This window comes from Pseudonocardia sp., from assembly GCF_025965585.1.
In the GTDB taxonomy this organism is placed as follows: Bacteria; Actinomycetota; Actinomycetes; order Mycobacteriales; family Pseudonocardiaceae; genus Pseudonocardia.
Map to the genome: position 1 here is coordinate 1 of NZ_JAOPWR010000086.1, position 23,369 is coordinate 23,369.

At 71.1% G+C, this 23,369-nt stretch carries 20 protein-coding genes and 1 pseudogene; 11 read left to right on the top strand and 10 right to left on the bottom strand.

Annotation, left to right across the window (positions count from 1 at the left end):
- Positions 1-101 (bottom strand): annotated as a pseudogene (locus tag JWR81_RS05505) ((2Fe-2S)-binding protein); the annotation flags it as partial.
- Between the two features lie 8 nt (positions 102-109).
- Positions 110-2,446, bottom strand: coding sequence for a molybdopterin cofactor-binding domain-containing protein (locus tag JWR81_RS05510; protein WP_297647408.1), 2,337 nt, complete (start codon positions 2,444-2,446; stop codon positions 110-112).
- 476 nt (positions 2,447-2,922) lie between these two features.
- On the opposite strand from JWR81_RS05510, the gene JWR81_RS05515 reads away from it, so the two are divergent.
- The 3 genes from JWR81_RS05515 to JWR81_RS05525 are packed head-to-tail and all read left to right on the top strand — an operon-like array spanning position 2,923 to position 5,805.
- Entirely contained in the window at positions 2,923-4,188 is a 1,266-nt protein-coding gene (locus JWR81_RS05515) for an aspartate kinase (RefSeq protein ID WP_297647411.1), read from the top strand.
- Positions 4,185-5,249, top strand: a complete 1,065-nt coding sequence (locus tag JWR81_RS05520) for an aspartate-semialdehyde dehydrogenase (protein WP_297647414.1) — start codon at positions 4,185-4,187, stop codon at positions 5,247-5,249. Before JWR81_RS05515 ends, JWR81_RS05520 begins: the two co-directional genes overlap by 4 nt.
- A 22-nt stretch (positions 5,250-5,271) precedes the next feature.
- The gene (locus JWR81_RS05525; protein ID WP_297647417.1) at positions 5,272-5,805 is read left to right on the top strand and encodes a carbonic anhydrase; all 534 of its coding nucleotides are present in this window, start codon (positions 5,272-5,274) and stop codon (positions 5,803-5,805) included.
- Between the two features lie 97 nt (positions 5,806-5,902).
- Here the strand turns inward: JWR81_RS05525 and JWR81_RS05530 are convergent, their stop codons facing one another.
- The gene (locus JWR81_RS05530; RefSeq protein WP_297647420.1) at positions 5,903-6,502 is read right to left on the bottom strand and encodes a TetR/AcrR family transcriptional regulator; all 600 of its coding nucleotides are present in this window, start codon (positions 6,500-6,502) and stop codon (positions 5,903-5,905) included.
- 70 nt (positions 6,503-6,572) lie between these two features.
- Here JWR81_RS05530 and JWR81_RS05535 point away from each other — a divergent pair, with 70 nt between their 5' ends.
- Positions 6,573-7,418, top strand: coding sequence for an NAD(P)H-binding protein (locus tag JWR81_RS05535; RefSeq protein ID WP_297647423.1), 846 nt, complete (start codon positions 6,573-6,575; stop codon positions 7,416-7,418).
- A gap of 6 nt (positions 7,419-7,424) precedes the next feature.
- Here the strand turns inward: JWR81_RS05535 and JWR81_RS05540 are convergent, their stop codons facing one another.
- Positions 7,425-8,474 carry an endonuclease/exonuclease/phosphatase family protein gene (locus JWR81_RS05540; RefSeq protein WP_297647426.1) on the bottom strand — a complete coding sequence of 350 codons (1,050 nt, stop codon included), beginning with the start codon at positions 8,472-8,474 and terminating at the stop codon, positions 7,425-7,427.
- Positions 8,475-9,119: 645 nt separating this feature from the next.
- On the opposite strand from JWR81_RS05540, the gene JWR81_RS05545 reads away from it, so the two are divergent.
- Both JWR81_RS05545 and JWR81_RS05550 read left to right on the top strand, forming a co-directional pair.
- A complete protein-coding gene (locus tag JWR81_RS05545) occupies positions 9,120-9,569 on the top strand; it encodes a Fur family transcriptional regulator (RefSeq protein WP_297647523.1) in 450 nt (149 codons plus the stop codon).
- Positions 9,566-11,041 carry a catalase gene (locus JWR81_RS05550; RefSeq protein ID WP_297647429.1) on the top strand — a complete coding sequence of 492 codons (1,476 nt, stop codon included), beginning with the start codon at positions 9,566-9,568 and terminating at the stop codon, positions 11,039-11,041. The genes JWR81_RS05545 and JWR81_RS05550 overlap by 4 nt, the downstream gene beginning before the upstream one ends.
- 138 nt (positions 11,042-11,179) lie before the next feature.
- Here JWR81_RS05550 and JWR81_RS05555 read toward each other — a convergent pair whose 3' ends face one another.
- From JWR81_RS05555 to JWR81_RS05570, 4 genes are all read right to left on the bottom strand, one after another.
- Positions 11,180-12,850 carry a glycoside hydrolase family 13 protein gene (locus tag JWR81_RS05555; protein WP_297647431.1) on the bottom strand — a complete coding sequence of 557 codons (1,671 nt, stop codon included), beginning with the start codon at positions 12,848-12,850 and terminating at the stop codon, positions 11,180-11,182.
- A complete protein-coding gene (locus JWR81_RS05560; protein ID WP_297647443.1) occupies positions 12,851-13,759 on the bottom strand; it encodes a carbohydrate ABC transporter permease in 909 nt (302 codons plus the stop codon). It lies immediately after the preceding gene.
- On the bottom strand, positions 13,756-14,769 hold the full coding sequence (locus JWR81_RS05565) for a carbohydrate ABC transporter permease (RefSeq protein ID WP_297647446.1): 1,014 nt from the start codon (positions 14,767-14,769) through the stop codon (positions 13,756-13,758). The genes JWR81_RS05560 and JWR81_RS05565 overlap by 4 nt, the downstream gene beginning before the upstream one ends.
- A gap of 96 nt (positions 14,770-14,865) precedes the next feature.
- Positions 14,866-16,140: an ABC transporter substrate-binding protein gene (locus JWR81_RS05570; RefSeq protein ID WP_297647449.1), complete on the bottom strand. Its 1,275-nt coding sequence runs from the start codon at positions 16,138-16,140 to the stop codon at positions 14,866-14,868.
- A gap of 271 nt (positions 16,141-16,411) precedes the next feature.
- Between JWR81_RS05570 and JWR81_RS05575 the strand changes: the two genes are divergently transcribed.
- Both JWR81_RS05575 and JWR81_RS05580 read left to right on the top strand, forming a co-directional pair.
- Positions 16,412-17,476 (top strand): LacI family DNA-binding transcriptional regulator, encoded by a 1,065-nt coding sequence (locus JWR81_RS05575; RefSeq protein ID WP_297647452.1) that lies wholly within the window; start codon positions 16,412-16,414, stop codon positions 17,474-17,476.
- A 92-nt stretch (positions 17,477-17,568) separates the two neighbouring features.
- Positions 17,569-18,654, top strand: a complete 1,086-nt coding sequence (locus JWR81_RS05580) for an ABC transporter ATP-binding protein (RefSeq protein WP_297647455.1) — start codon at positions 17,569-17,571, stop codon at positions 18,652-18,654.
- A 176-nt stretch (positions 18,655-18,830) separates the two neighbouring features.
- Here JWR81_RS05580 and JWR81_RS05585 read toward each other — a convergent pair whose 3' ends face one another.
- Positions 18,831-19,907 carry a GNAT family N-acetyltransferase gene (locus JWR81_RS05585; protein ID WP_297647458.1) on the bottom strand — a complete coding sequence of 359 codons (1,077 nt, stop codon included), beginning with the start codon at positions 19,905-19,907 and terminating at the stop codon, positions 18,831-18,833.
- Between the two features lie 100 nt (positions 19,908-20,007).
- On the opposite strand from JWR81_RS05585, the gene JWR81_RS05590 reads away from it, so the two are divergent.
- On the top strand, positions 20,008-20,430 hold the full coding sequence (locus JWR81_RS05590; RefSeq protein WP_297647512.1) for an organic hydroperoxide resistance protein: 423 nt from the start codon (positions 20,008-20,010) through the stop codon (positions 20,428-20,430).
- Between the two features lie 65 nt (positions 20,431-20,495).
- On the opposite strand, the gene JWR81_RS05595 is transcribed toward JWR81_RS05590, so the two are convergent.
- Positions 20,496-22,334, bottom strand: coding sequence for a prolyl oligopeptidase family serine peptidase (locus JWR81_RS05595; RefSeq protein WP_297647515.1), 1,839 nt, complete (start codon positions 22,332-22,334; stop codon positions 20,496-20,498).
- Positions 22,335-22,527: 193 nt separating this feature from the next.
- Between JWR81_RS05595 and JWR81_RS05600 the strand changes: the two genes are divergently transcribed.
- On the top strand, positions 22,528-22,866 hold the full coding sequence (locus JWR81_RS05600) for a YnfA family protein (RefSeq protein WP_297647517.1): 339 nt from the start codon (positions 22,528-22,530) through the stop codon (positions 22,864-22,866).
- A gap of 126 nt (positions 22,867-22,992) precedes the next feature.
- A partial coding sequence (locus JWR81_RS05605; protein ID WP_297647520.1) for a hypothetical protein occupies positions 22,993-23,369 on the top strand: 377 nt, incomplete at its 3' end.

Here is a 23,369-nt window from a genome sequence, read left to right on the forward strand (position 1 = left end):
TGGATGCCGAGCAGGTCGCGCAGCACCCAGAGCAGCCGGACGCTGTCGTCGCACTCGACGGAGACGCGCTGGCCGTTGACGTTGAACACGTGTGTGGACACGGGGGCTCCTAGAGCGGGTTCGTGAGACCGTCGGTGGGCGAGTTCGGCGACGAGGGCACCACCGGGTAGGGCTCGAAGCTCAGCGTCCCGTGGTTGATCGGGAAGTAGGTGGGGATCTGCCCGATCGACCGGGCGTACGCGCAGGCCACCGCGGCCATCGACGGTGCGACACCCAGCTCGCCCGCGCCGCCGGGCTCGCCGGTGGTGGGCGGCATGATGACGACCTTCATCTCCGGCGGCGTGTTCCACTGCCGGGTGTAGAAGTAGTTGTCCCAGCTGCCCTCGAGCGGGATGCCGTCCTTCATGTGCAGGCTGGACGTGAGCGCCAGCGCGATGCCGTCGTTCATGCCGCCGAGCATCTGCGCCTCGAGGCCGCGCGGGTTGAGCGCCAGCCCCACGTCCACCACGAGCGTCGCCCGGGTGACCCGCGGGCCGGTGACGGCGTCCTTGATCTGCCGGTTGACCGTCTCCGGACGGCAGTCCAGCTCGACGAGGGCGCAGCATGCGCCGCGGTACTCGCCGTGCAGCGCGATGCCCTGGAAGACGCCGTCGGGCAGCGACCGGCCCCACTCGCCCTCGTCGGCCGCCTTCTCCAGCACGGCCTTGAGGCGCTCGTCCTTGATGAAGGACTTGCGGAACTCCACCGGGTCCTTGCCCATGCGCTCGGCCAGCTGGTCGACGACGAGCTCCTCGGCCGTCACGGTGTTCGGCGAGTAGATGTTGCGCATGCTGCCGGTGTTGTAGCCGAGGTCGACCTCGTTGAGCAGCTGCGTCGTGACGCCGAAGTTGTACGGCGACGACTGGGTGAGCAGGAAGATCGACTGCGCGAACGAGTAGTTGCCGACGAGCGGGGACTTCGCGGCCGTGGCGGTGAGGACCTCGCCGAGGCCGTGGGTGAAGTCCGTGCGGACGCTGGTGTGGCGCTGCTCGTAGCTGACCACGTTGCCCAGCGCGTAGGTCGCACGAACCCGCGCGACGGACATCGGGTGGGTGCGGCCCTGACGGAAGTCGTCGGTGCGCGTCCACATCAGCTTGACGGGCTTGCCCATCTTCTTGGACGCCTGCGCGGCCTCGAGTGCGACGTCGTGGAACAGGTGCCGCCCGAACGAGCCACCGCCCTGCACGACGTGCACGGTGAGCGAGCCGGGGATCATGCCCAGCTCCTGCTCGATGTTCTCCTTGGCCCAGATCGGCACCTTGAGGCTGCACCAGATCTCGCCCGTGCCGCCCTTGATGTCGGCGACGGCGCAGCCGGGCTCCAGCGGCGAGTTGCTGGCGAAGGCGAAGGTGATCTCGGTGTCGACCGACTGCGTCAGCACGTTCGGCACGGCCAGCGGCAGCTGCGCGGCCTTGAGCTTCTTCTCCACGGTCGCGTCGGACTGCCCGTCGACGGTGCCGCCCGCCCAGGTGACGTCGATGATCTGGATCGCGTCGATGCACTGGCCGAACGTCTCGGCGCGGATCGCCACGCCGTAGGTGATCATCGCGACGTCGGTGACGCCGGGCATGGCCAGCACCGCGGCCATGTTGTTGACCTTCTCGGGCTTGCCGTTGATCGTCGGCGGTCGGGCCACCATCGTCGGCTTGGCGTCCGCGACCACGTCGAGGTCCATCGCGAACTGCTTGCGGCCGGTGACGATGTCGAGCGCGTCGATGCGGTTCTGCGGCGTGCCGAGAAGCGAGAATTTCGACGCCGGCTTGAGCACCACCGAGGTCGACGTCAGCGTCGACGACGCGGCGGGCACGGCGAGCGAGCCGTAGCTCAGCGCCTGGCCGGTCGGGCCGGTGATGTTGCCTGCGGCCGTGGTGAGGTTCTCCACGGGCACGCCCAGCTGCTTCGACGCGGCGAGCAGCAGCTGCTGGCGGGCGAGCGCCGCGGCGGTGCGGACCGGGATGTAGAGGCTGCGCACCGAGTTCGAGCCGCCGGTGAGCTGGTTGAGCAGCAGCTCGGGCCGGGCGTCGGCGAGGGAGACTTTGACCTTCTCCAGCGGGAGGTCGAGCTCCTCGGCGATCATCATCGCGACGGTGGTGGTGATGCCCTGACCCACCTCGGCGCGCGGCATGGCGAACGACGCCGTGCCGTCCTCGTTGATGACGATCTTGATCAGGTACGCGGTGGGCAGCGCGGCGTCGTTCTGCAGGTCGCCGAGGTCGTAGGCGTCGGACGGCTGCGGGGGCGACGGGATGGCAGCGTTGGCGTCGTCGGGCTTGAGGAGCTCCCAGGCCCCGCCTGCCGCGACCGCGAGGGTGGGGGCGGCGATCAGGTAGCCCAGGAACCGACGGCGGCCCACCTCACGGGGTTGCGCGTCGTCCACGACTGCGGGCGCTCTGCGATGAGCGGGCATCGATTGTCCTCTCTCCACGCCTGAGCGGACGACGGGCATGTCGTGGGGAGCCGTCAGGGGCGGTTGCCGCCTCAACGACCGTCTCGAGACCGCGATGCGAGGTGACACGCGGCGCAGCGAGCCCGCAGGTGCCCGACTTCCGTGACGGTGAACACGCGCCAGCGGTCGATCCGCCACTCACCCCTCCGCTGGTGCGGGGGACAAATCGGGAACCGGACATAGGACAACCCGCGTGCGCCGGGCGTCTGATTCGTTGATATTCACCCGGACGGGGCATCAACACCGTGCTGGTCGGGCGAGCTGCCCGTGGATGCTGTGGGCTGGGTCATTCCGATCGGCGACGCACCGCCGTCCCGGTATCGTGAGACCCCGACCAGCGCCCGAGGCGGAGCGCCGCGCCTCACCGCGCGGGCCGCCCCGTGGCGGTGAACGCGGTGGGCACGACCTGCGGGTCGTGCCGGTACAGGAGGTCGGCGGTGGCCCTCGTCGTGCAGAAGTACGGCGGTTCCTCGGTGCAGGATGCGGATCGCATCAAAAAGGTCGCCGAGCGGATCGTGCGCACGCACAAGGAGGGCAACGACGTCGTCGTGGTGGTCTCCGCGATGGGCGACACCACCGACGAGCTGCTCGACCTCGCGGAGCAGGTCTCCCCGGCCCCGCCTCCGCGCGAGATGGACATGCTGCTCACCGCGGGTGAGCGCATCTCCAACGCGCTGGTGGCGATGGCCATCCACTCCCTCGGGGCGCAGGCCCGCTCCTTCACCGGCTCGCAGGCCGGGATGATCACCACGTCCAAGCACGGTGACGCGCGGATCGTGCAGGTCAACCCGCATCGCCTGCAGGATGCCCTCGGCGAGGGCTCGATCGTGCTGGTGGCCGGCTTCCAGGGCGTCAGCCAGTCCACGAAGGACGTCACCACGCTCGGCCGCGGTGGCTCCGACACCACGGCGGTGGCGCTCGCGGCCGCCCTGAAGGCCGACGTCTGCGAGATCTACACCGATGTGGACGGCATCTTCAGTGCCGATCCGCGCATCGTCCCCGACGCCCAGCGCCTCGACCGCATCACCTACGAGGAGATGCTGGAGATGGCCGCGTGCGGCGCGAAGGTCCTGCACCTGCGGGCCGTCGAGTACGCCCGCCGCTACAACGTCGCGCTGCGGGTCCGCAGCTCGTACAACGACAAGCCGGGATCGCTCGTCACCGGCTCGATCGAGGAGATTCCGTTGGAGAACGCGATCATCACCGGGGTCGCGCACGACCGGTCCGAGGCCAAGATCACCATCACGGGGGTGCCCGACACCCCCGGCGTGGCGGCCCGGATCTTCCGGACGGTCGCGGACGCCGACATCAACATCGACATGGTGCTGCAGAACATCAGCCACGTGTCCGACCGGCGCACCGACATCACGTTCACGCTGCCCCGCACCGACGGCGCCCGGGCCGTCGCGGCGCTCGGCGCGGCCCATGCCGAGATCGGGTACGCGGAGCTGATCCACGACGACGAGGTCGGCAAGGTCTCGCTGATCGGCGCCGGGATGCGCAACCACCCGGGCGTCACGGCCACGTTCTGCGAGGCCCTGTCCAAGGCCGGCATCAACATCGAGACCATGAACACCTCGGAGATCCGGATCTCCGTGATCTGTCGGGTCGACCAGCTCGACGTCGCGGTCAAGGCCCTGCACGACGCCTTCGAGCTCGGCGGCGACGAGCAAGCCGTGGTGCACGCGGGGAGCGGACGATGAGCACAGGACCTGTTGTCGCGATCGTCGGCGCCACCGGTGCCGTCGGCACCACCATGATCGAGATCATCGACGCGCGGGAGGCCGTGCCGTGGTCGGAGATCCGGCTCGTCGCCTCGGCCCGCTCGGCCGGCAAGGTCATCCGCGTGCGCGGCGAGGACGTCACCGTGCAGGCGCTGGCACCCGAGGTCTTCGACGGCGTCGACATCGCCCTGTTCGACGTGCCCGACGAGATCAGCGCCGAGTGGGCGCCGATCGCGGCAGCCCGGGGCGCCGTCGCCGTCGACAACTCCGGCGCGTTCCGGATGGACCCCGAGGTGCCGCTCGTGGTGCCCGAGGTGAACGCCGACGAGGCCGCCAACCGGCCCAAGGGCATCATCGCCAACCCCAACTGCACCACGCTGTCGATGATGGCCGCGATGGGGGCGCTGCACCGGGAGTTCGGGCTCGAGGCGCTGGTCGTCGCGTCGTACCAGGCCGCGTCGGGTGCGGGCCAGCCCGGTATCGACCGGCTGCAGGCCGAGCTCGCCGCCGTCGCGGGCAAGGACCTGGGCAAGCGGGCCGGTGACGTGGCCGAGGCGATCACTGCTGCGGGCCTGCCCGCGGAGTCCCCGTTCCCGGCGCCGCTGGCGATGAACGTCGTGCCGTGGGCCGGCTCGCTCAAGGACGACGGCTGGAGCTCCGAGGAGCTGAAGGTCCGCAACGAGTCGCGCAAGATCCTGGGCATCGCCGACCTCAAGGTGTCGGCCACCTGCGTGCGCGTCCCGGTGATCACCACCCATGCGCTGTCGGTGCACGCCACGTTCACGCGCGAGGTGTCGGCTGAGGCCGCCCGCAAGGTACTCGCGGCGCAGCCCACCATCGTGCTGCAGGACGACCCGGCCGCGGGGGAGTGGCCGACCCCGGCGCGGACCGTCGGCGGCGACCCCACCACTGTGGGCCGCATCCGGCAGGCGCTGGACTTCCCCAGGACGCTCGAGCTGTTCGTCTGTGGCGACAATCTGCGCAAGGGTGCGGCGCTCAACACCTACGAGATCGCGGAGACGGTCGCAGCTACGCTGTAGCCCTGGGAAACGGAGAACGCCGATGGCTTTCGAGGAACTCCTACGCCGGTACGAGGCGGGCGGCGGGCACCTGGCCGCCGCCAACGCCGAGGGACTCGCCGTCCCGCCGGCACTGCACACCGCACTGCTGACCTGCATGGACTCTCGCATCGACGTGTTCGCGTTGTTCGGGATGCAGCTCGGCGAGGTGCACGTGCTGCGCAACGCGGGCGGTGTGGTCACCGACGACGTGATCCGCTCGCTGACGATCAGCCAGCGCAAGCTGCAGACGCGCGACATCCTGATCGTCCAGCACTCCGGCTGCGGCCTGGGCACGTTCACCGACGACGACTTCAGCGAGGAGCTCGCCCACGAGGTCGGGATGCGGCCGTCGTGGCGCACCCACGCGTTCCGCGACCCGGGCGTCAGCGTCCGCCGCGACATGGCTCAGCTGCGGCACGACCCGTTCCTCGTGCCCGAGACCCGCGTCCGCGGTTTCGTCCTCGACATCGAGTCGTTCGCGCTCGAGGAGGTCTTCGTCGACGAGCCCGGGGCGGGGCTGTCCGCGACCGGCTGACCGTCCTCGCAGCCCGCGCAGCGTCTTCGCAGCCCGCGCTGCGTCCTCGCAGGGTGTCGGCGGGCTGTGAGCACACCCGGCGGGCTGCGACGTCGGCTCAGTCGGGGTCGAGCCCGGCGAATGCCTCGTCGAGCACCGCGGCCAGGCCGTCGAGTACCGCGTCGGGGGCGTCCGGGTGCTCGTCGAGGCGCCGCAGGAGCTCCGCGTCCAGCACCTGCCGCACCGCGGTGAACCGGGCCGCCACGAGCCGGTGGCGCCAGCCCGGCTGCCCTCCGGCCAGCGCCCCGGCCAGCAGGTTCTGCATCTCCGTGACCAGTTCCGCGCGCCGGGCCCGCAGGGCGGGGCTGGCCGCGACCGTGTGCTGGAAGCGCGCGTAGGTCGGCAGGTAGTCCTTCGCCCGGAGGGCGGCCAGCGTCGTGCGGTAGTGGCTGCGCAGGACCTCGTCCACCGGTTCACCGGGTGCGCCGGCCACGGCCTCGGCGGGGCCCACGACCCAGAGCCGGTCGTCGAAGAAGAGGTCCTCCTTCGCCGGGAAGTGGTTGAACACCGTCTGCACGGCCACGTCGGCCGCTGCGGCGATCTCGGCGACCGTCACGGCGTCGAACCCGCGCTCCAGGAACAGCCTGGTGGCGACGTCGGAGATGGCCTGGCGGGTGAGCTGCTTCTTGCGCTCCCGGCGGCCCGTCGGGGCGGACACGGGATCAGGCTAGCCAGGTTCCTTGGTGGAGGGCTAATCTTGTAGCGACTACAAGATTTGAGGATGTCCCATGACTGTTCTTGTGACGGGTGGACGCGGTTCCGTGGCCCGTGGTGTCGTCGCCGGCCTGCTCGCCGCCGGGGTGCCGGTCCGGCTGTCCGGCCGTGAGCCCGAGGCGCTGAGCCCACCCGAGGGGGTGGAGACGGCGCTCGTGGACCTCGCCCGGCCCGAGACGCTGCCCCCGGCGCTCGCGGGCGTCGACCGGGTGTTCCTCTACGCCGAGCCGTCCGGAGTGGACGCGTTCGTCGCGGCGGCCACCGACGCGGGCGTGGAGCAGGTGGTGGTGCTGTCGTCGTCGTCGGTGCTGGAGAGCGGCCCGAACCGGATCGGCGACAACCACCGCGCCGTCGAGGACGCCGTCCGCGCGGCCGGGTTCGCCTCCACGATGCTGCGGCCGGGCGGCTTCGACGGCAACGCGCGGCAGTGGCTCCCCGCGATCCTCGGCGACGGGGTGGTGCGGCTGCCCTACCCGGAGTCGGGCGACGCGTCGATCGACGAGCGCGACATCGCCGACACCGCCGTGGTGGTGCTGCTCGCCGGCCCCGGCGGGCCCCACGACGGCACCGCGCCGCAGCTGACCGGGCCCGCGTCCCTGACCCGTCGCGAGCAGGTGGAGCAGCTCGCCGCGGCCCTGGGCCGGGAGGTCCGGATCGAGCCGGTCGCCCCCGACGACACACGCGCCTTCCTCGCGGCCTCGATGCCCGAGTTCGTGGTCGACTCCCTGCTCCCCCACTGGGCCGCGGCCGACGGCCTGCCCGCCACCGTCACCGACTCCGTCGAGACGATCACCGGGCGGCCCGCGCGCACGTTCGCCACCTGGGCCCGCGAGGTCGCGACGCCGCTGGCCGTGCGCTGAGCGGGATCAACCCGGCAGCCGCAGGGTGGCCGTGATCGCGCGATGGTCGCTGTGGGCGATGTCGTGCGCCTCCCAGGCCTCCGCGGTGATCCCACCGGTCGAGAGCACGTGGTCGATCTGCGGGCCCCCGGCGTCGCGCACGGCCGGGCCCAGTGTGAACGGGCCCCACGTCGGCGTCAGGCCCTCGCCGCGCTGCAGCGCCGCGTCGCCGCAACCCGTCATGCCCTCGCGGAACGCCGAGTGGTCGTCCGTGGCGTTGAAGTCGCCCGCGACGATCGCCGGCGTGCCGCCCGCGCACCACTTCTGCAGCAGCAGCATGTCCGAGACCCAGTTCGGCACGGAGCCGGGCACCGGCGCCACCGAGTGGAACACCACGTACCGCAGCGTGCCCAGCCCGCCGCCCGTGACCTGGACGTACGGGAACGTCGACGTCTCGTGTCCGATGTCGACGGTGACGGTGCCGAGCCGGCTCGACACCACGGCCGTGACGTTGTTGACGTCCTGCTCCCGGCGGCCGCGGTCGGGGTTGGAGGGGTAGAGCCGGTAGCCGAGCGGCTCGATCAGCGGGGCGAGTTTCGCGGAGAACCGGGCGCCCGCCTCCTCCAGTGAGAGGATGTCGGGCTGGTCGGTGCGGATCAGCGCCGCGAGCGCCTGGACGTCGGCGCTGCCCTCGTAGGTGTTGAAGGCGAGCACCTTCAGCGGGGTGCCGCCGGCGGGCACCGGCTCGGCGATCGTGCGGGGCACGGTGACGCCGACGCCGATCAACAGCACGACGAGGGCCCCGGCGACGAACGGCCAGACCCGACGGTCGAACCGCATCATCACTGCGAGCAGCACGACCAGGACGAGGATCCCGGCGAGGACCCACGGGCGGAACGAGACGATCTGGGCGAAGGGGCTGCGCCGGTCCAGCTCGAGGATCCGGTCGGGGAGCGCGATCACGGCCACGACCAGCGTGAACACGACCGCCACCACGTAGCGCAGCGCGTGCCGGGCCCGGCGGTGCGGCAGTGCCGGGGGCGGTGGGGGCGGGGTGGTGGCCGGCGGTGCGCTCATCGCACGCCCTCGCTGCGCTCGGACGGAACGTCGGGACGCGGTGTCGACGGGCTCGGTCGCAAGCTCCCTCGGCGGCGCGGGCACTGTGACACGGACTCGCTCGCAAGCTCGCTCATCGCCGTCGAGTGTGCCCGAGATCGGTTGAGAGACGGCTGAGACGCCGACGCCTCCTCCGACGAGCGGCACTCCCGTCGCCTAGGTTCCGACGAGAGCGCTGCTCGTCGCGGGGGTCCCGCCGCCGGGGGAGCAGCGCGGCCGCCCCAGCGACGGCGATGCCCACGGCCCCGACGACGAGCACGGCGAGGGCGGTTGACCGACGTCGATCAGCAGCCCGCCGGCGGCGTGGCGGTCGCCGCCCCCACCGTGATGGACGAGCCGTGCAGGCCGGTGGCGAGGCCGCGGGAGTGCTCGGGAGCCGGCGCGCTGACGACCCCATCCCGCGCCGACGACCCACATCGCGACCGTCCGGAACACCGCACCCGCGCACGACGGGACGACGAGGACCGGGCGCAGGCGCTGCCGGTCGACGAGGCGGCCCCGTCGTCCGGTCGACGCTCACATCGTGGACCCGGGCACCGACAGCACTCGACCGGGTTGCGCCCAAAACTTGACTCATTCCAGAAAAGCTGGTCAGCTAGGGCTCTGATGGTTTCTGCAGCCGATAACGCCCAACGTCTCCGGGACGCGGGCCTGCGCGTGACGGCACCGCGACTCGCGGTGCTGGAGGTGCTGGCGGAGCATCCACACGCCACCGCGGAGGTGGTGGCCCGGATGACCCGGTCGAGATTGGGCAAGGTCTCGACCCAGGCTGTCTACGACGTCCTCGCCGCCTGCGCGGACGCCGGCCTCGTGCGACGGATCGAGCCCGCGGGCTCGCCCGCTCGTTTTGAGACTCGCACAGGTGACAACCATCACCATCTGGTATGCCGTTCCTGCGGACGGACCACCGACGTCGACTGCGCCATCGGTGCCCGCCCTTGCCTCACCCCCAGCGACGATGCCGGCTACCTGCTCGACGAGGCCGAGGTCGTCTTCTGGGGGCTCTGCCCTGACTGCCAGAACGCCGAGAACCGCCACACGAAGGAGACAACGTGACCGCAACGGAACCGCGTCATACGACGACCGACGGTGGTGCGCCCGTCGCGAGCGACGAGCACTCGCTGACGCTGGGCGCCGATGGTCCGATCCTGCTGCAGGACCACTACCTCATCGAGCAGATGGCGGCGTTCAACCGCGAGCGCATCCCGGAGCGTCAGCCGCACGCCAAGGGTGGTGGCGCGTTCGGGTACTTCGAGACCACCGAGGACGTCAGCGCGTACACCCGCGCCGCGCTGTACCAGCCCGGCGTCAAGGTCGACACGCTGATCCGCTTCTCCAGCGTCGCCGGCGAGCGCGGCAGCCCCGACACCTGGCGCGACCCCCGTGGCTTCTCCCTCAAGCACTACACCAGCGAGGGCAACTACGACATGGTCGGCAACAACGTGCCGATCTTCTTCATTCGCGACCCCCTCAAGTTCCAGCACTTCATCCGCTCCCAGAAGCGCCGCGCGGCCAACAACCTGCGCGACAACGACATGCAGTGGGACTTCTGGACGCTGCAGCCCGAGTCGGCGCACATGCTGAGCTGGCTGATGGGCGACCGCGGCATCCCGCGCAGCTGGCGCCACATGAACGGCTACTCGAGCCACACCTACATGTGGGTCAACGCGCAGGGCGAGAAGTTCTGGGTCAAGTACCACTACAAGACCGACCAGGGCATCGAGTTCATCGAGCAGGCCGAGGCCGACAAGCTCGCGGGCGAGGACGGCGACTACCACCAGCGCGACCTCTACGACACCATCGAGGCCGGCGACTTCCCGTCGTGGACGCTGTACGTGCAGGTCATGCCGTTCGAGGAGGCGAAGACCTACCGGTTCAACCCCTTCGACCTCACCAAGACCTGGCCGCACGGCGACTACCCGCTGATCAAGGTCGGCAAGCTGACGCTGAACCGCAACGTCACCGACTACCACACCGAGATGGAGCAGGCGGCCTTCGAGCCGAACAACCTGGTCCCCGGCATCGGCCTGTCCCCGGACAAGATGCTGCTCGGCCGCGGCTTCTCCTACGCCGACGCGCACCGCGCCCGGCTGGGCGTCAACTACAAGCAGATCCCGGTGAACCGGCCGATCGTGCCGGTGAACAGCTACAGCAAGGACGGCGCCATGCGCGTCGACAACGTGTCCGACCCCGTGTACGCGCCGAACTCGTACAACGGCCCGCACGCCAACCCGGCGCTGACCGACGACTCCGGCCTCTGGTACGCCGACGGCGACATGGTGCGCTCCGCGTACACACTGCACGCCGAGGACGACGACTGGGGCCAGGCGGGCACGATGGTCCGCGAGGTCCTCGACGACGCCGCGCGTGACCGGCTCGTGGGCAACGTCTCCGGGCACCTGCTCGGCGGCGTCTCGGAGCCGATCCTGCTCCGGGCGTTCGAGTACTGGAAGAACATCGACAAGGGCATCGGCGACCGGATCGAGAAGAACGTTCGCGCGGGTGCCGCCAAGCCGGTCAACCTCTGACCGACCCGGCTGCACGCCGGCCCCCGTCCCCTCCCCGGGACGGGGGCCGCTCTGCGCCGCCGCCCCCACTCCGCGAGTCGACACGGGACGGTGCGCGAGTCAGCGACCACGGGCAGCGTGCCGGTCGGACCGGGCCGGTCACGGCTTAAGCCACACCGCCGTGTCCCCGGGAAGGCCCCCGTCAGCGGTCAGGTCGCCACTGGCGAGCAGCACCGTGGCGCCGGCGGGCAGCGGTACCGGCGTCGAACCCGTGTTCACCACGCACGCGAAACCCTCGCCGCGGTCGAAGGCCAGGACGTCCTCGCCGGCCTCGGTCCGCCACGCCATCGGACCGTCGCCCAGCTCCTTGGTGGCCCGGCGCAGGTGCAGGGCCTGCCGGTAGAGCTCGAGCATCGACGCGGGATCGCCGCTCTCGGTCGCGACGGTGAGCGGGGCCCAGTCCTCCGGCTGCGGCAGCCACGTCGTCGCGGCGGTCGTGAAGCCGTAGGGCGGGGCGTCGCCCGACCACGGGATCGGCACGCGGCAGCCGTCGCGGCCGCGGTCGGTGTGCCCCGAGCGCTCCCACGTGGGGTCCTGGAGCACCTCGTCGGGCAGGTCCTCCACCTCGGGCAGGCCCAGCTCCTCGCCCTGGTAGACGTAGGCGCCGCCGGGCAGGCCGAGCGTGAGCAGCAGCGCGGCCCGGGCCCGCCGCTCCCCGACGGCGAGGTCGTAGGGCATGTCCAGCAGCTCGCGGAGCCGGTGCCGGCCAGGGATCTGCTCCGCGCGCGCGTACCGCGAGAGGTGCCGCACGACGTCGTGGTTGGACAGCACCCACGTGGGCGGCGCCCCGACCGTGCCGTGCTCGGCCAGCGTCTCGTCGATGGTCTTGCGCATCTCCGGGCCGCTCCACGGGGCCACCAGGTACCCGAAGTTGAACGCCGTGTGCAGCTCGTCGGGACGCAGGTAGTGGGAGAGCCGCTCCGGCTCGTCCACCCACGCCTCGGCGACGAACACGCGCGGCGGCGAGTAGGAGTCGGCGATCGCGCGCCACTCCCGGTAGACCTCGTGCACCTCGTCGCGGTCCCAGTGCGGGTGCGGGCTCCACGGTGGAAGCACGAACTCGCCGTCCACCTCGACGTACTTGCGCGGGTAGACGAGATCGCCCACGTCCGGCAGCCCGGGCTCCTTGATCAGCGAGTGGGCGACGTCGATACGGAACCCGTCGACACCGCGGTCGAACCAGAACCGCAGGGTGTCGGCGAAGTCGCCGCGGACGTCGGCGTGCTCCCAGTTGACGTCGGGCTGCTCGGGTGCGAACAGGTGCAGGTACCACTCGCCGGGCTGCCCGTCGGGCTCGACCACGCGCGTCCAGGCCGGGCCGCCGAAGGTGCTCACCCAGTCGTTGGGGGCGAGCTCGCCGCTCTCCCCGCGTCCGGGACGGAACATGTAGCGCTCCCGCGCCGCCGAGGCCGGCCCCGTGGCCAGGGCCTCGGCGAACCACGGGTGCCGGTCGGAGGTGTGGTTGGGCACGATGTCGAGCAGCACCCGCAGGCCGTGCTCGTGCGCCTCGGTGACGAGCGCCTCGGCGTCGGCGAGCGTGCCGAACCGGGGCTCGACGTCGCGGTAGTCGATCACGTCGTACCCGGCGTCGGCCATCGGCGACGGATACCACGGGTTGATCCAGATGGCGTCCACCCCGAGGGACGCGATGTGGCCGAGCCGGGAACGGAGCCCGGCGATGTCGCCGAGCCCGTCCCCGTCGCCGTCGGCGAAGCTGCGGATGTAGACCTGGTAGATGACGGCCGAACGCCACCAGTTCTCAGAGTGCACTTACGACTTCACCCCTCCGGCGGTCAGCCCGGACACGATGCGGCGCTGAAAGATCAGCACCATGATGATCAGCGGGATGGTCAGGATCATTCCGGCGGCCATGATCGTTCCCGTCGGGATGTCGCGGCCGGTGGTGCCGGTGAAGAACGTGACCGCAACGGTGGCCGTGCGGTAGGCGGCCTTGTTGGTCATCGTCAGGGCGATGATGTACTCGTTCCACGCCGCCACGAACACGATGATCGCGGTGGTGAACACGCCCGGTGCGGCGATCGGGATGATCACCTTGCGGAACGCCTGCCCCTGGGTGCAGCCGTCGATCATGGCGGCCTCCTCCAGCTCGGCGGGCATCTGGCGGAAGAACGCCGTCAGGTTCCACACCGCGAGCGGCAGCGCGAACGACATCGCCGGGATGATCAGCGCCTGGTAGGTGTTGATCCAGCCGATGTTCGTGAAGAGCTGGAACAGCGGGATGACCATCGCGATGCCCGGGAACATCGAGCACGCGATGATGATTCCCAGTGCGGCGTTCTTGAACCGGAAGTCCAGCCGGGCCAGCGCGTAGGCCGCGATCGTTCCGATCAGCAGCGTCAGGACCGTGACGACGCCGGCCACGATCACGCTGTTGATCAGAGCGATGCCGAAGTTGTTGGCCGGGTTGAACACGTCGATGAAGTTCTGGAACGACGCGGGCGCCGGGATCGGCGCGATGGAGAAGGTGTCGCTGGGCTGGCGCAGGCTGGTGACGAGCATCCAGTAGAACGGCGCCAGGCAGTAGACGATGATCGCGGCGATGCCGACGTAGGCGCCCCACATGCCGTAGTTCTTCTTGGCCCGGACGATCTCGATGTCGGCCGTCGGAGTGCTCCCGCCGACCGTGCCCTTCGTCGTGTCGATGGTGCCGCTGCTCACGGCGTGGCTCCCTTCGCGACGGTGCGCAGACCGCGGCGGCGGCCGCCGGCCGTGGGGGTCTTGGCGCGGTTGTCACCGATGACGTCGGCTCCGAGGAGCTTCACGAACGCGTACGACACGACGACGACGTAGAGGAACAGCACGAAGGCGTAGGCCGCGGCCGGTCCGTATCGCGAGTTCTGGTTCTCCAGGTAGGCGAGGATCGAGATCGTCTCGACGCTCGGCTTCTGCGCCCCGATGAGCACGAAGGGCAGGTCGAACATGCGCAGGTTGTCCAGCAGCCGGAACAGCACGGCCACCAGCAGTGCGGGCTTGACCAGCGGGAGCGTCATGCTCCAGAACTGCCGCCACGCGTTGGCGCCGTCGATCTTGGCGGCCTCGTAGACCTCGGCCGGGATCACCTGCAGGCCGGCGAGCACCAGCAGCGCGATGAAGGGCGCGGTCTTCCACGTGTCGGCGATGATGACGGCGAGCTTGGCCTGGGGGCCGTCGGTGGCCCAGAGGATCTGCTGACCCAGCATCGAGTTGGCGATGCCGTTGGCGTCGAAGATCCACTGCCAGAGCTTGGCCGAGACGACCGTGGGGATCGCCCAGGGCACGAGGATGCTCGCGCGGATGAGGCCCTTGCCCTTGAAGGCCTTGTTCATGATCAGCGCCATGGCCACGCCGAGGATGACCTCGATGACGACGCAGACGACGGTGAAGAAGGTGGTGTTGTAGAAGGCGTTCCAGAAGCGTGCCCCGACGTCGCCGGAGAAGATGGCGGCGTAGCTGTCGAGGCCGACGAACTGGCTGCCCTGGACGACGAACCCGTCGGCGTCCACGCTCTGGCCCTGGGTGAACAGCGACTGGTAGATGGCGGCGAGGATCGGATACCCGATGACGAGCAGCAGCACCGCCATCGTGGGCGTCAGGAGCTTCGCCGCGAGCGCTCCCTGCTTTCGGGTGTCGGTGGCCTTGGCCACCTTCTTGGGAACAGGCGTCTGTGGCGGCGCCTCGACCACTGCCATGCTGACCCTCCTTCGGCGAGATAGGGGCGGCGGGCTCACGCGCCCGCCGCCCCTCTCACGAACCGTCTGTCGGTGTTCTCGGCCGTGCGGTGACGATCAGCTTCCGTTGGTCAGGGACTCGAGCTTGGATTGCAGCTGGCTCAGTGCCTGGTCGGAGGTCATCTGCCCCTGGATCGCCCCGTAGGCGGCGTCCTGGATGGCCAGCGTCGCGTCGCCGTAGCGCACGACCTTCGGGCGGGCCTGGGCGCCGAGGATCGACGCCTTGAGGGTGGCCAGGTACGGCAGCGTGGCCTGGAGGCTCGTGTCGTCGTAGATCGACGTGTAGACGGGCGCCAGCGATGCCTGCTTGACCTGGATCGTGTTGGACTCCTTGCTGGTGTAGAAGTTGATGAAGTCCGCCGCGGTCTTCTTGTTCTTCGAGTAGGTGGAGATCGCCAGCGCGTGGCCGCCGAGGCTCGAGACGCCCGGGCCGGTCAGGCCGGGCAGCGGGGACACCGCGAACTTGCCGGCCACCTTCGAGGAGCCGTCGGTCTTCTCGGCCAGCGTGTACATGTACGGCCACTGGCGCTCGAAGACGAGCTTGCCCTCCTGGAAGGCTCGGCGGGCCTCCTCCTCCTTGTAGGTGATGGCCTCCTTCGGGATCTCACCGCTCTTGAAGGCGTTCACCAGGAAGTCGAGGCCGGCCTTGGCCTGCGGTGTGTTGACGTCGGGCTTGCCCTGGCTGTCGGTGATCACACCGCCCGAGCTGTTGACGGCCTCGGCGAAGTTCACCGTGAGGCCCTCGTACTTCTGGAACTGCCCGGCGTAGCAGTTGACGCCGGCGCCCGCGGGGGTGGCGGCGATCTTCGTGCAGTCGGCCTGCATCTCCGTCCACGTCTTCGGCGGGTCGGTGATGCCCGCGGCCTTCAGCAGGTCGGTGCGGTAGTAGAGCAGCCCGCCGTCGGAGGCGTAGGGGATCGCGAAGAGCTTGTCCTTGTACTTCGCCGAGTCGATCACCGGTGGCAGGAAGTCGGCGGTCTGGGGGAACTGGTCCTGCGGCAGCTCGACGATGTAGCGGTTGGCCGCGAACTCCGCGGTCCAGACGTTGTCGACGGCGAGCACGTCGTAGGCGTCGGACTTGGCGTTGGCGTTCTGGATCATCTGGGAACGCTGGGCGTCGGCGTCCTCGGGGAGCTCGATGAGCGTGACCTTCTGGTCCGGGTGCTGCGCGTTCCACGCGTCGAGCCGGCCCTGGACGAAGTTGGAGGTGTCCTTGCCCTGCACGAGCGTGATCGGACCGACGCCGTCCAGCGCCGCCGCGCCGGCTCCACTGCCGCTGCTCGATCCACCACCCCCACACGCGGTGACGAGGAGGGCGGTGGCAGCCAGCATGGCTCCGACCGCGAGTGGCCTGCGGCGCATCGGCGTTCCCTTCGTTGGGGCCTTCAGCGGTGTCCCCGGCCGAGGATGGGGGACAGCGTTTGCGGACCGTAGAGTGTCACGGATCACTACCTTGGTACAGAGGTGAAGGCAGCGTTTCCTTTTCGTGACCTTAAAGCGGGCAGGACGGGCTCGATCACGTCGGAGCTGTACTGAAAACGCTTGCACAACTAGGGTTGCCGTACCGCCGAACGGATGAACCCTGACAGAGTGGGAAGGGCGTATGTCGGAGGATGTGCAGCCATCGCGGGCCCAGCGCCCCAGGCACGCCGGCATCATCGACGTCGCCACGCTGGCCGGGGTCTCGCCCGCCACCGTCTCCCGTTCGTTGCGGGGCCACGACAACGTCTCGGCGGCCACGAGGCAGCGGGTCCTCGAGGCCGCCCGCGAGCTGTCCTACAGCGCATCGCCGCAGGCCTCCGGCCTTGCGTCGGGCCGCACCCGGACGATCGGCGTCGTCGTCCCGTTCGTCACGCGGTGGTTCTTCGCCACTGCGGTGGCGGGCGCGTACGACGTCCTGCACGAGGCCGGCTACGACGTGCTGCTCTACCACCTCGGCAGCCCCGACTCCCGCGACCGCTTCTTCGAGCGCATGCCGCTGGCCCGCCGGGTGGACGCCGTGCTCACCCTCTCGCTCCCGCTGAACGAGGAGCACACGCTCGCACTGCGGGCTCTCGACATGCCGCTGGTGACCCTCGGGGCGCGGCTGCCCGGGGTGGCCGGCGTCCGCATCGACGACGCCGCGGCCGTGCGGCAGGCGGTGTACCACCTGATCCACCAGGGGCACGAGGAGATCGCCATGATCGCCGGTGACGAGGACGACCGCGGGTTCGGCTTCCTCTCCTCGCGGGCCCGGCGAGCCGGCTTCCGTCAGGCGCTGGAGTCGGCGGGCATCGCCTTCCGGGAGGACCTCGTGGTGTCGGGCGAATACGGCATCGAGGGCGGCGCGCAGGCCATGACGGCGCTGATGGCCGGGCCGACCCTCCCCACGGCCGTGTTCGCCGAGTACGACGAGCTGGCCATCGGCGCGCTGCGCACCCTGCGCCGCGCCAGCATCCCCGTGCCCGGGCGGATATCGGTGATCGGCATAGACGACCACGAGATGGCCTCGGTCGTCGACCTCACCACCGTCGCCCAGCCGGTGCCGGACCAGGGCGCCGCCGCGTCCCGGCTGCTGCTGGACATCCTCGACGGCCGCAGCGTCGAGCCGGTCGACGTCGTGGTGCCCACGCGACTGGTGGTCCGGGGCACCACCGGGGCGCCGTTCTCCCGCGCACCGGACGGCTGAGGCTTCCCTTGGACGGCGGCACATGACACAGTGCGAGCGCCCTCACACTCGGATCGTCCGGCACGTTCCTGCCGGTGGGAAGGACCACAGCAATGGCTGCTGTCACGTACGACCATGCCTATCGCGTCTACCCGGGCTCCACGAAGCCCGCGGTCGAGGACCTCAACCTCGAGGTCGCCGACGGCGAGTTCCTCGTACTCGTCGGCCCGTCCGGATGCGGCAAGTCCACCTCGTTGCGCATGCTCGCGGGGCTCGAGGACATCGACAAGGGATCGATCCTGATCGGCGGCCGCGACGTCACGCGCGTCCCCCCGAAGGACCGCGATATCGCGATGGTCTTCCAGAACTACGCGCTCTACCCGCACATGACGGTCGGCGACAACATGGGCTTCGCGCTCAAGATCGCCGGCGAGTCCAAGGCGACCATCGCCGCGCGGGTCGCGGAGGCCGCCAAGATCCTCGACCTCACGGAGTACCTCGACCGCAAGCCCAAGGCCCTCTCCGGTGGCCAGCGCCAGCGCGTCGCCATGGGTCGTGCGATCGTCCGGCAGCCGCAGGTGTTCTGCATGGACGAGCCGCTGTCCAACCTGGACGCCAAGCTGCGCGTCTCCACCCGCACCCAGATCGCGTCGCTGCAGCGCCGGCTCGGTGTCACCACCGTGTACGTCACGCACGACCAGGTCGAGGCCATGACCATGGGCGACCGCGTCGCGGTGCTCAAGGACGGCATCCTGCAGCAGGTCGACACGCCGCGGGCCATGTACGACAAGCCGGCCAACGTGTTCGTCGCCGGGTTCATCGGCTCGCCGGCCATGAACCTGCTCCCGGTGGAGATGGAGGGCGACGTCCTGCATTTCGGCGCCGCCGAGATCCGTGTGCCGCGGCAGGCCGCCGACGCCGCCGGGGGCACCCGCACGGTCACCGTCGGGGCCCGCCCCGAGGACATGAAGATCGTCGACGCCGGTCAGGGCCTGGCCACGGAGGTCGAGGTCGTCGAGGAGCTCGGCGCCGACGCCTTCATCTACGGCAGCACGGACATGGGTGGCGAGCGTCGCGCGGTGATCGCCCGCGTCGACGGCCGCAACGTCCCGGAGAAGGGTGCGATCCTGCACCTGGCGCCCAGCGACGCGCGGCTGCACCTGTTCGCCGGCGACACCGGCGAGCGCATCGAGATCTGACCCGACGCGAGCTCGACGACGGCCGCGGCCTCCTCGGGGTCCGCGGCCGTCCGCGTGCCGTCGCGGGTCGACATTAGACGGTGCGTGAGTCGACACGAGACGGTGCGCAGTCGACACGGACCGGGGGTGCGAGTTCGGGCGACGGGACCGGTCTGGCCCCAGGACGACCGCTGCGGTCAGGTCCCGCTCGCGGCCGGGGCGGGCAGCGGCGCGTGCACCCGCACCTCGCCGTCGACGATCTCGGCCGACGGCCGCAGCCCGGCCCGGCGCAGCAGCCGCGTGACGCCCAGCTCGTCGGGGCGCGCGATCCCGGTCAGTGCCTGGACGCCCTGCTCGGTGGCCATGTCGGACACGCGCCGCAGCAGCGCGGTGCCCAGCCCGCGGCCCTGCCAGGCGTTCTCCACGAGGAGGGCGAAGCGGGCGGAGCCGTCGCCGTGCAGGTCGAGGTTGGCCAGGCCCACGGCGCTGCCGCCGTCGGAGGTGACGGCCACGACGGCCTGCCCGGTGCCGGTCTCGCCGTGCAGCAGTTCGTCGAGCTGGCCGGAGGCGAGACGCGGTGTCGGGCTGAGGAACCGCGAGCGCCGGGCCTCGGGGGAGCAGCGCGCGTGCAGGGCCGCCACGAGCGGGGCGTCGGACGGGCCGGCGGGGCGCATCCGGACCTCGGAGCCGTCGCGCAGCAGCAGGATCCGATCGGTGGACTGCACCGTGGCCGGCGCGCGCATCGCCAGCTGGGTGGCGAGCTCCAGCAGCGCGGCGGCCCGTGACAGCTCGGTGGCCGTGAACGGCCACGCGCGGCCCAGCCGCAGCTGCTGGGCGCCGACGCGGAGGGTGTGGATGTGGCCTGCCGGGTCGACGGCCGCGGGATCGACGAGACGGGCGCGGAGCATGGTGGCCACGGCCCGGGGGGCGCTGCCGGGGTCGGCCGCGACCATCCGCGCCAGCGCGAGCGCGGTGGTGGCGGGGTCGGACAGCTCGGTGGCGTCGGCCCGCACCAGGAGGGTGCAGGGGATGCCTGCCTTCTCGACGGCGTCCACGAGGGCGGTGGGGTCGACCGGATCCGGTACGCGGACCAGTAGCTCGTCGGTGACGGAGCCGTCGTCGGCGGGCTCGCCCACCACGTGCAGGGAGATGATGTTGCACCCCGCGGTACCCACAGCGGTGGCGAGCTCGCCCAGCCGTCCCGGACGATCTTCGAGCTCCACATGTACGCGCCAGAGCACCACGGCGACCACCTCCTCGGGGACGCTCCCCATCCTTCTCGGGGTGTGTTGCGTCATTGCTACAGGGTCGTGACAGCGGCCCTCGGCAACGATACGTTGGGCACAACATAATTGCACGAGAGGACACAGACCCATGGCGGAAGCGATCTACACGGCAGAGGCGACCTCGTCCGGCGGCGGGCGGGACGGCCGCGTCCGTTCCTCGGACGGCATCATCGACCAGGACCTGAAGATGCCGCCGGCGCTGGGCGGCCCCGGTGGCGCCACCAACCCCGAGCAGCTCTTCGCGGCGGCGTACGCCACCTGCTTCCACGGCGCGATGCGCCTGGTCGCGAAGAACAAGGGCGTCAAGGTTCCCGACGACGCCACGATCGACGCCGCCGTCAGCCTCAGCCCCGACGACACGAGCTTCGCCATCAGCGCGGTGATCACCGCCCACCTGCCCGGCCTCGACCAGGCCCAGGCCGACGAGCTCGTCGAGGGCGCCCACCAGGTGTGCCCCTACTCGAAGGCCACCCGCGGCAACGTCGACGTCGTGCTCAAGGCGACCGTCTGATCCGCGGCTCCACCCCTCGTGCGCGGAGACCATCGCCCCGGCGGCGGTCTCCGCGCACGAGGGCGTCAGCCCACTGCGCGCCGCGCGAAGTCCACCTCCGTGGCGATGTGCTTCAGCGTCTCGTCCACCACGAGGCTCCCGTGGCCCGCGTCGAAGCGGCTCACCTCGTAGGCCACCCCGCCGTTGTCCGCGTCACCGCGGGCGGCGAGCGCGTCGACATAGTTGTCGATCTGCCGGATCGGGCAGCGCGGGTCGTTCTCCCCGGCCAGCACGAGGACCGGCGCGCGCACCGCGTCGACGTAGGTCAGCGGTGACGCCGTGCGGTAGACGTCGGGCTTCTCCTCCGGAGAGCCCCCGAACAGCGCTCGGTCGAACGCGCGGAGCTGCTCCATCTCGTCCTCGTAGGCCGCGAGGTAGTCGGCCACCGGCACGCCTGCGAGGCCCGCGGCCCAGCGCTCCGGCTGCGTCCCGACGGCCAGCAGCGCCAGGTAGCCGCCCCACGACCAGCCCTCCACCACGCATCGCGCGGGGTCGCTGATCCCGGTGGCGACGCAGTGGTCGAGCACCGCGGCCACGTCCTCCAGCTCGGTGGTTCCGGGCCTGCCCTCGATGGCGTCGCGCCAGGGCGAGCCGTAGCCCGTCGAGCCCCGGTAGTTGACCTCGACGACCACGAACCCGGCGTCCACCCAGACGGCGCGCACCGGGGAGAACCGGTCCTCGTCGGCCACGTGGGGACCGCCGTGCAGGGCGAACACGGTGGGCGCCGGTCCCTCGACGCCGGTCGGGCGCGCCACGAGCGCGTGCACGTCACCCACCCAGAGGTCCTCGACCGGCACCGATCCCGGCGCGCGCTCACCGGGTGGGGTGAGCAGCACCCGGTCGGTGCCGTCGGGGTGCAGGGCCCGGACCGTGGACGGCTCGGCGGCCGACGAGCACGTGTACTCGACGGTGCCGTCGGGCCGCACGTCGGCGGAGCCCACGCAGCCCGGCGCCACGGGGAGCTCGGTGAGCTCGCCGGTGGCCAGGTCGTAGCGGTGCAGGCGGGTGCGCGCCGCGTGGGTGTGCCAGATCAGCAGGAACGAGCCGTCGGGGGAGAAGTCGGCCATGAGCTCGCCGGGCAGGCCGAGGTCCAGCTCCGTCTCGGTGTCGGTGAGGACGTCCCAGATCAACAGCTCCTCGCGGCCGTGGCGCTCGTGCAGCAGGAGCAGCCTCCCGTCGCCGGCGACCGGGGCGAACGCCAGCGGGCTCAGTCCCTTCCCCGGGCCGTCGGACTTCTCCGCGACGGTGCTGCCGTCGCTCACCCGGACCACCCGGACGTCGGGGTGGCGCGAGTCGCCGTGCTCGGAGTGGCTGATCGCGAGGAGCGTCTCGTCCTCCGACAGCGCGCCGACGCCCGCATCCTCGGCGTTCGCGTAGACGACCTCCGCCGGGCCGTCGCCGCGGCGGAGCCAGATCTTCGTGCCGTCGTCGGTGGACGTGCCGATGGCGACCACTGCGCGGCCGATCTCCAGACCTGCGGAGTAGCCGTCCTCGACACCCGGCACGGCCGGCTCGGCGGACGCGCCGTCGGGCAGGCCGCCGAAGGGCTCGGCGACCCAGTGGCCGAGCTCGTCACCGTCGGAATCGGCGAACCACCAGATCGTCTCGCCGTCGGGCGGGAGGGTGGCGGTGTGGGTGCCGCTCTTGCGGTCGGTGACCTTGCGGTGCAGGTCGGTGGCGCGGTCCCACGCGTACACCTCGGTGGTGCCGCTCGCGTTGGACGTGTAGAGGCTGCGGTCGGGGGCGTCGCGCGCCCAGGCCGGGCGCGACATGCGCGTGGCGGTGAAGCGGGCCCGCCAGCGCTGCTCGCGCTCGTCGTCGGCGAAGAGGCGATCGGGCACGGGGGCGACGGGGTGGGAGCGCACGACTCGATCCTGCCTCACCACGCCTCCGCGGGTCGGCGCATCGGGGCGAGTGTGGCGATCGGCCGATGCCGCGGGCCGCGATCGGCCACCGGACCGTGTCCACTCGCGCACCGGACCGTGATGACTCGCGGGCGCGGTGTGTCGACTCGCGCGCCGGATCGTGGCGACCCGCGGGGGGTGGTGTGCTGTGCGTGTGACGGTGGTGCGGTCGATCGTGTTGTTCGTGCTCGCGGCCGTGGCCGAGATCGGCGGGGCGTGGCTGATCTGGCAGGGCGTGCGGGAGCACCGGGGCGCGCTGTGGATCGGGGCCGGCATCGTCGCACTCGGGGCGTACGGGTTCGTGGCCACGCTGCAGCCGGAGGCGAACTTCGGGCGCATCCTCGCCGCGTACGGCGGCGTGTTCGTGGCGGGCTCGCTGGCCTGGGGCATGGTGGTGGACGGCTACCGCCCCGACCGCTTCGACGTGATCGGGGCCGCGATCTGCCTGCTCGGCGTCGCCGTGATCATGTACGCGCCGCGGGCGGTCAGCTGATCGGCGGCAGAACTCCAGGCGGTTGCCTGCGGCGTGGAAGTGGCGGTGGCGGGGATCTCGCCGCGGGTCGCGAGCACGGGCGGATCGGCGATCTCGGTCGGTGATCGCCGACGTAGGGTGCCGCGCATGGGGATGACGGCACTGGACAGGTTCCGGGTGATCGCTCGGGAGGGCTCCTCGTTGGCGCCCGTGCACAGCGAGTTCGGGACGCTGCTGGACCACGCCGAACCGGGGCACGTCCGCGCGCACATCCCCGCGCTGCCCCCGACGGTGCTGCGGGGCGTCGGCCCGGTGCCGGTGCTCGCCGACCTGGTGCTCAGCGGCGCCGTATCCACCACGCTGCCCGCCGGCAGCTACGTCACCACGCTGACGATGCACGTGTCCATGCTCGGCCGGCTGCCTCCCGAGGGCGCGCCGCTGCTCGCGTCCGGCCTGCTCACCGCGGCCGACGTCGACAGCGCCGTCGGCACCGCGGAGATCACCGACGCCGACGGCCGTCCGGT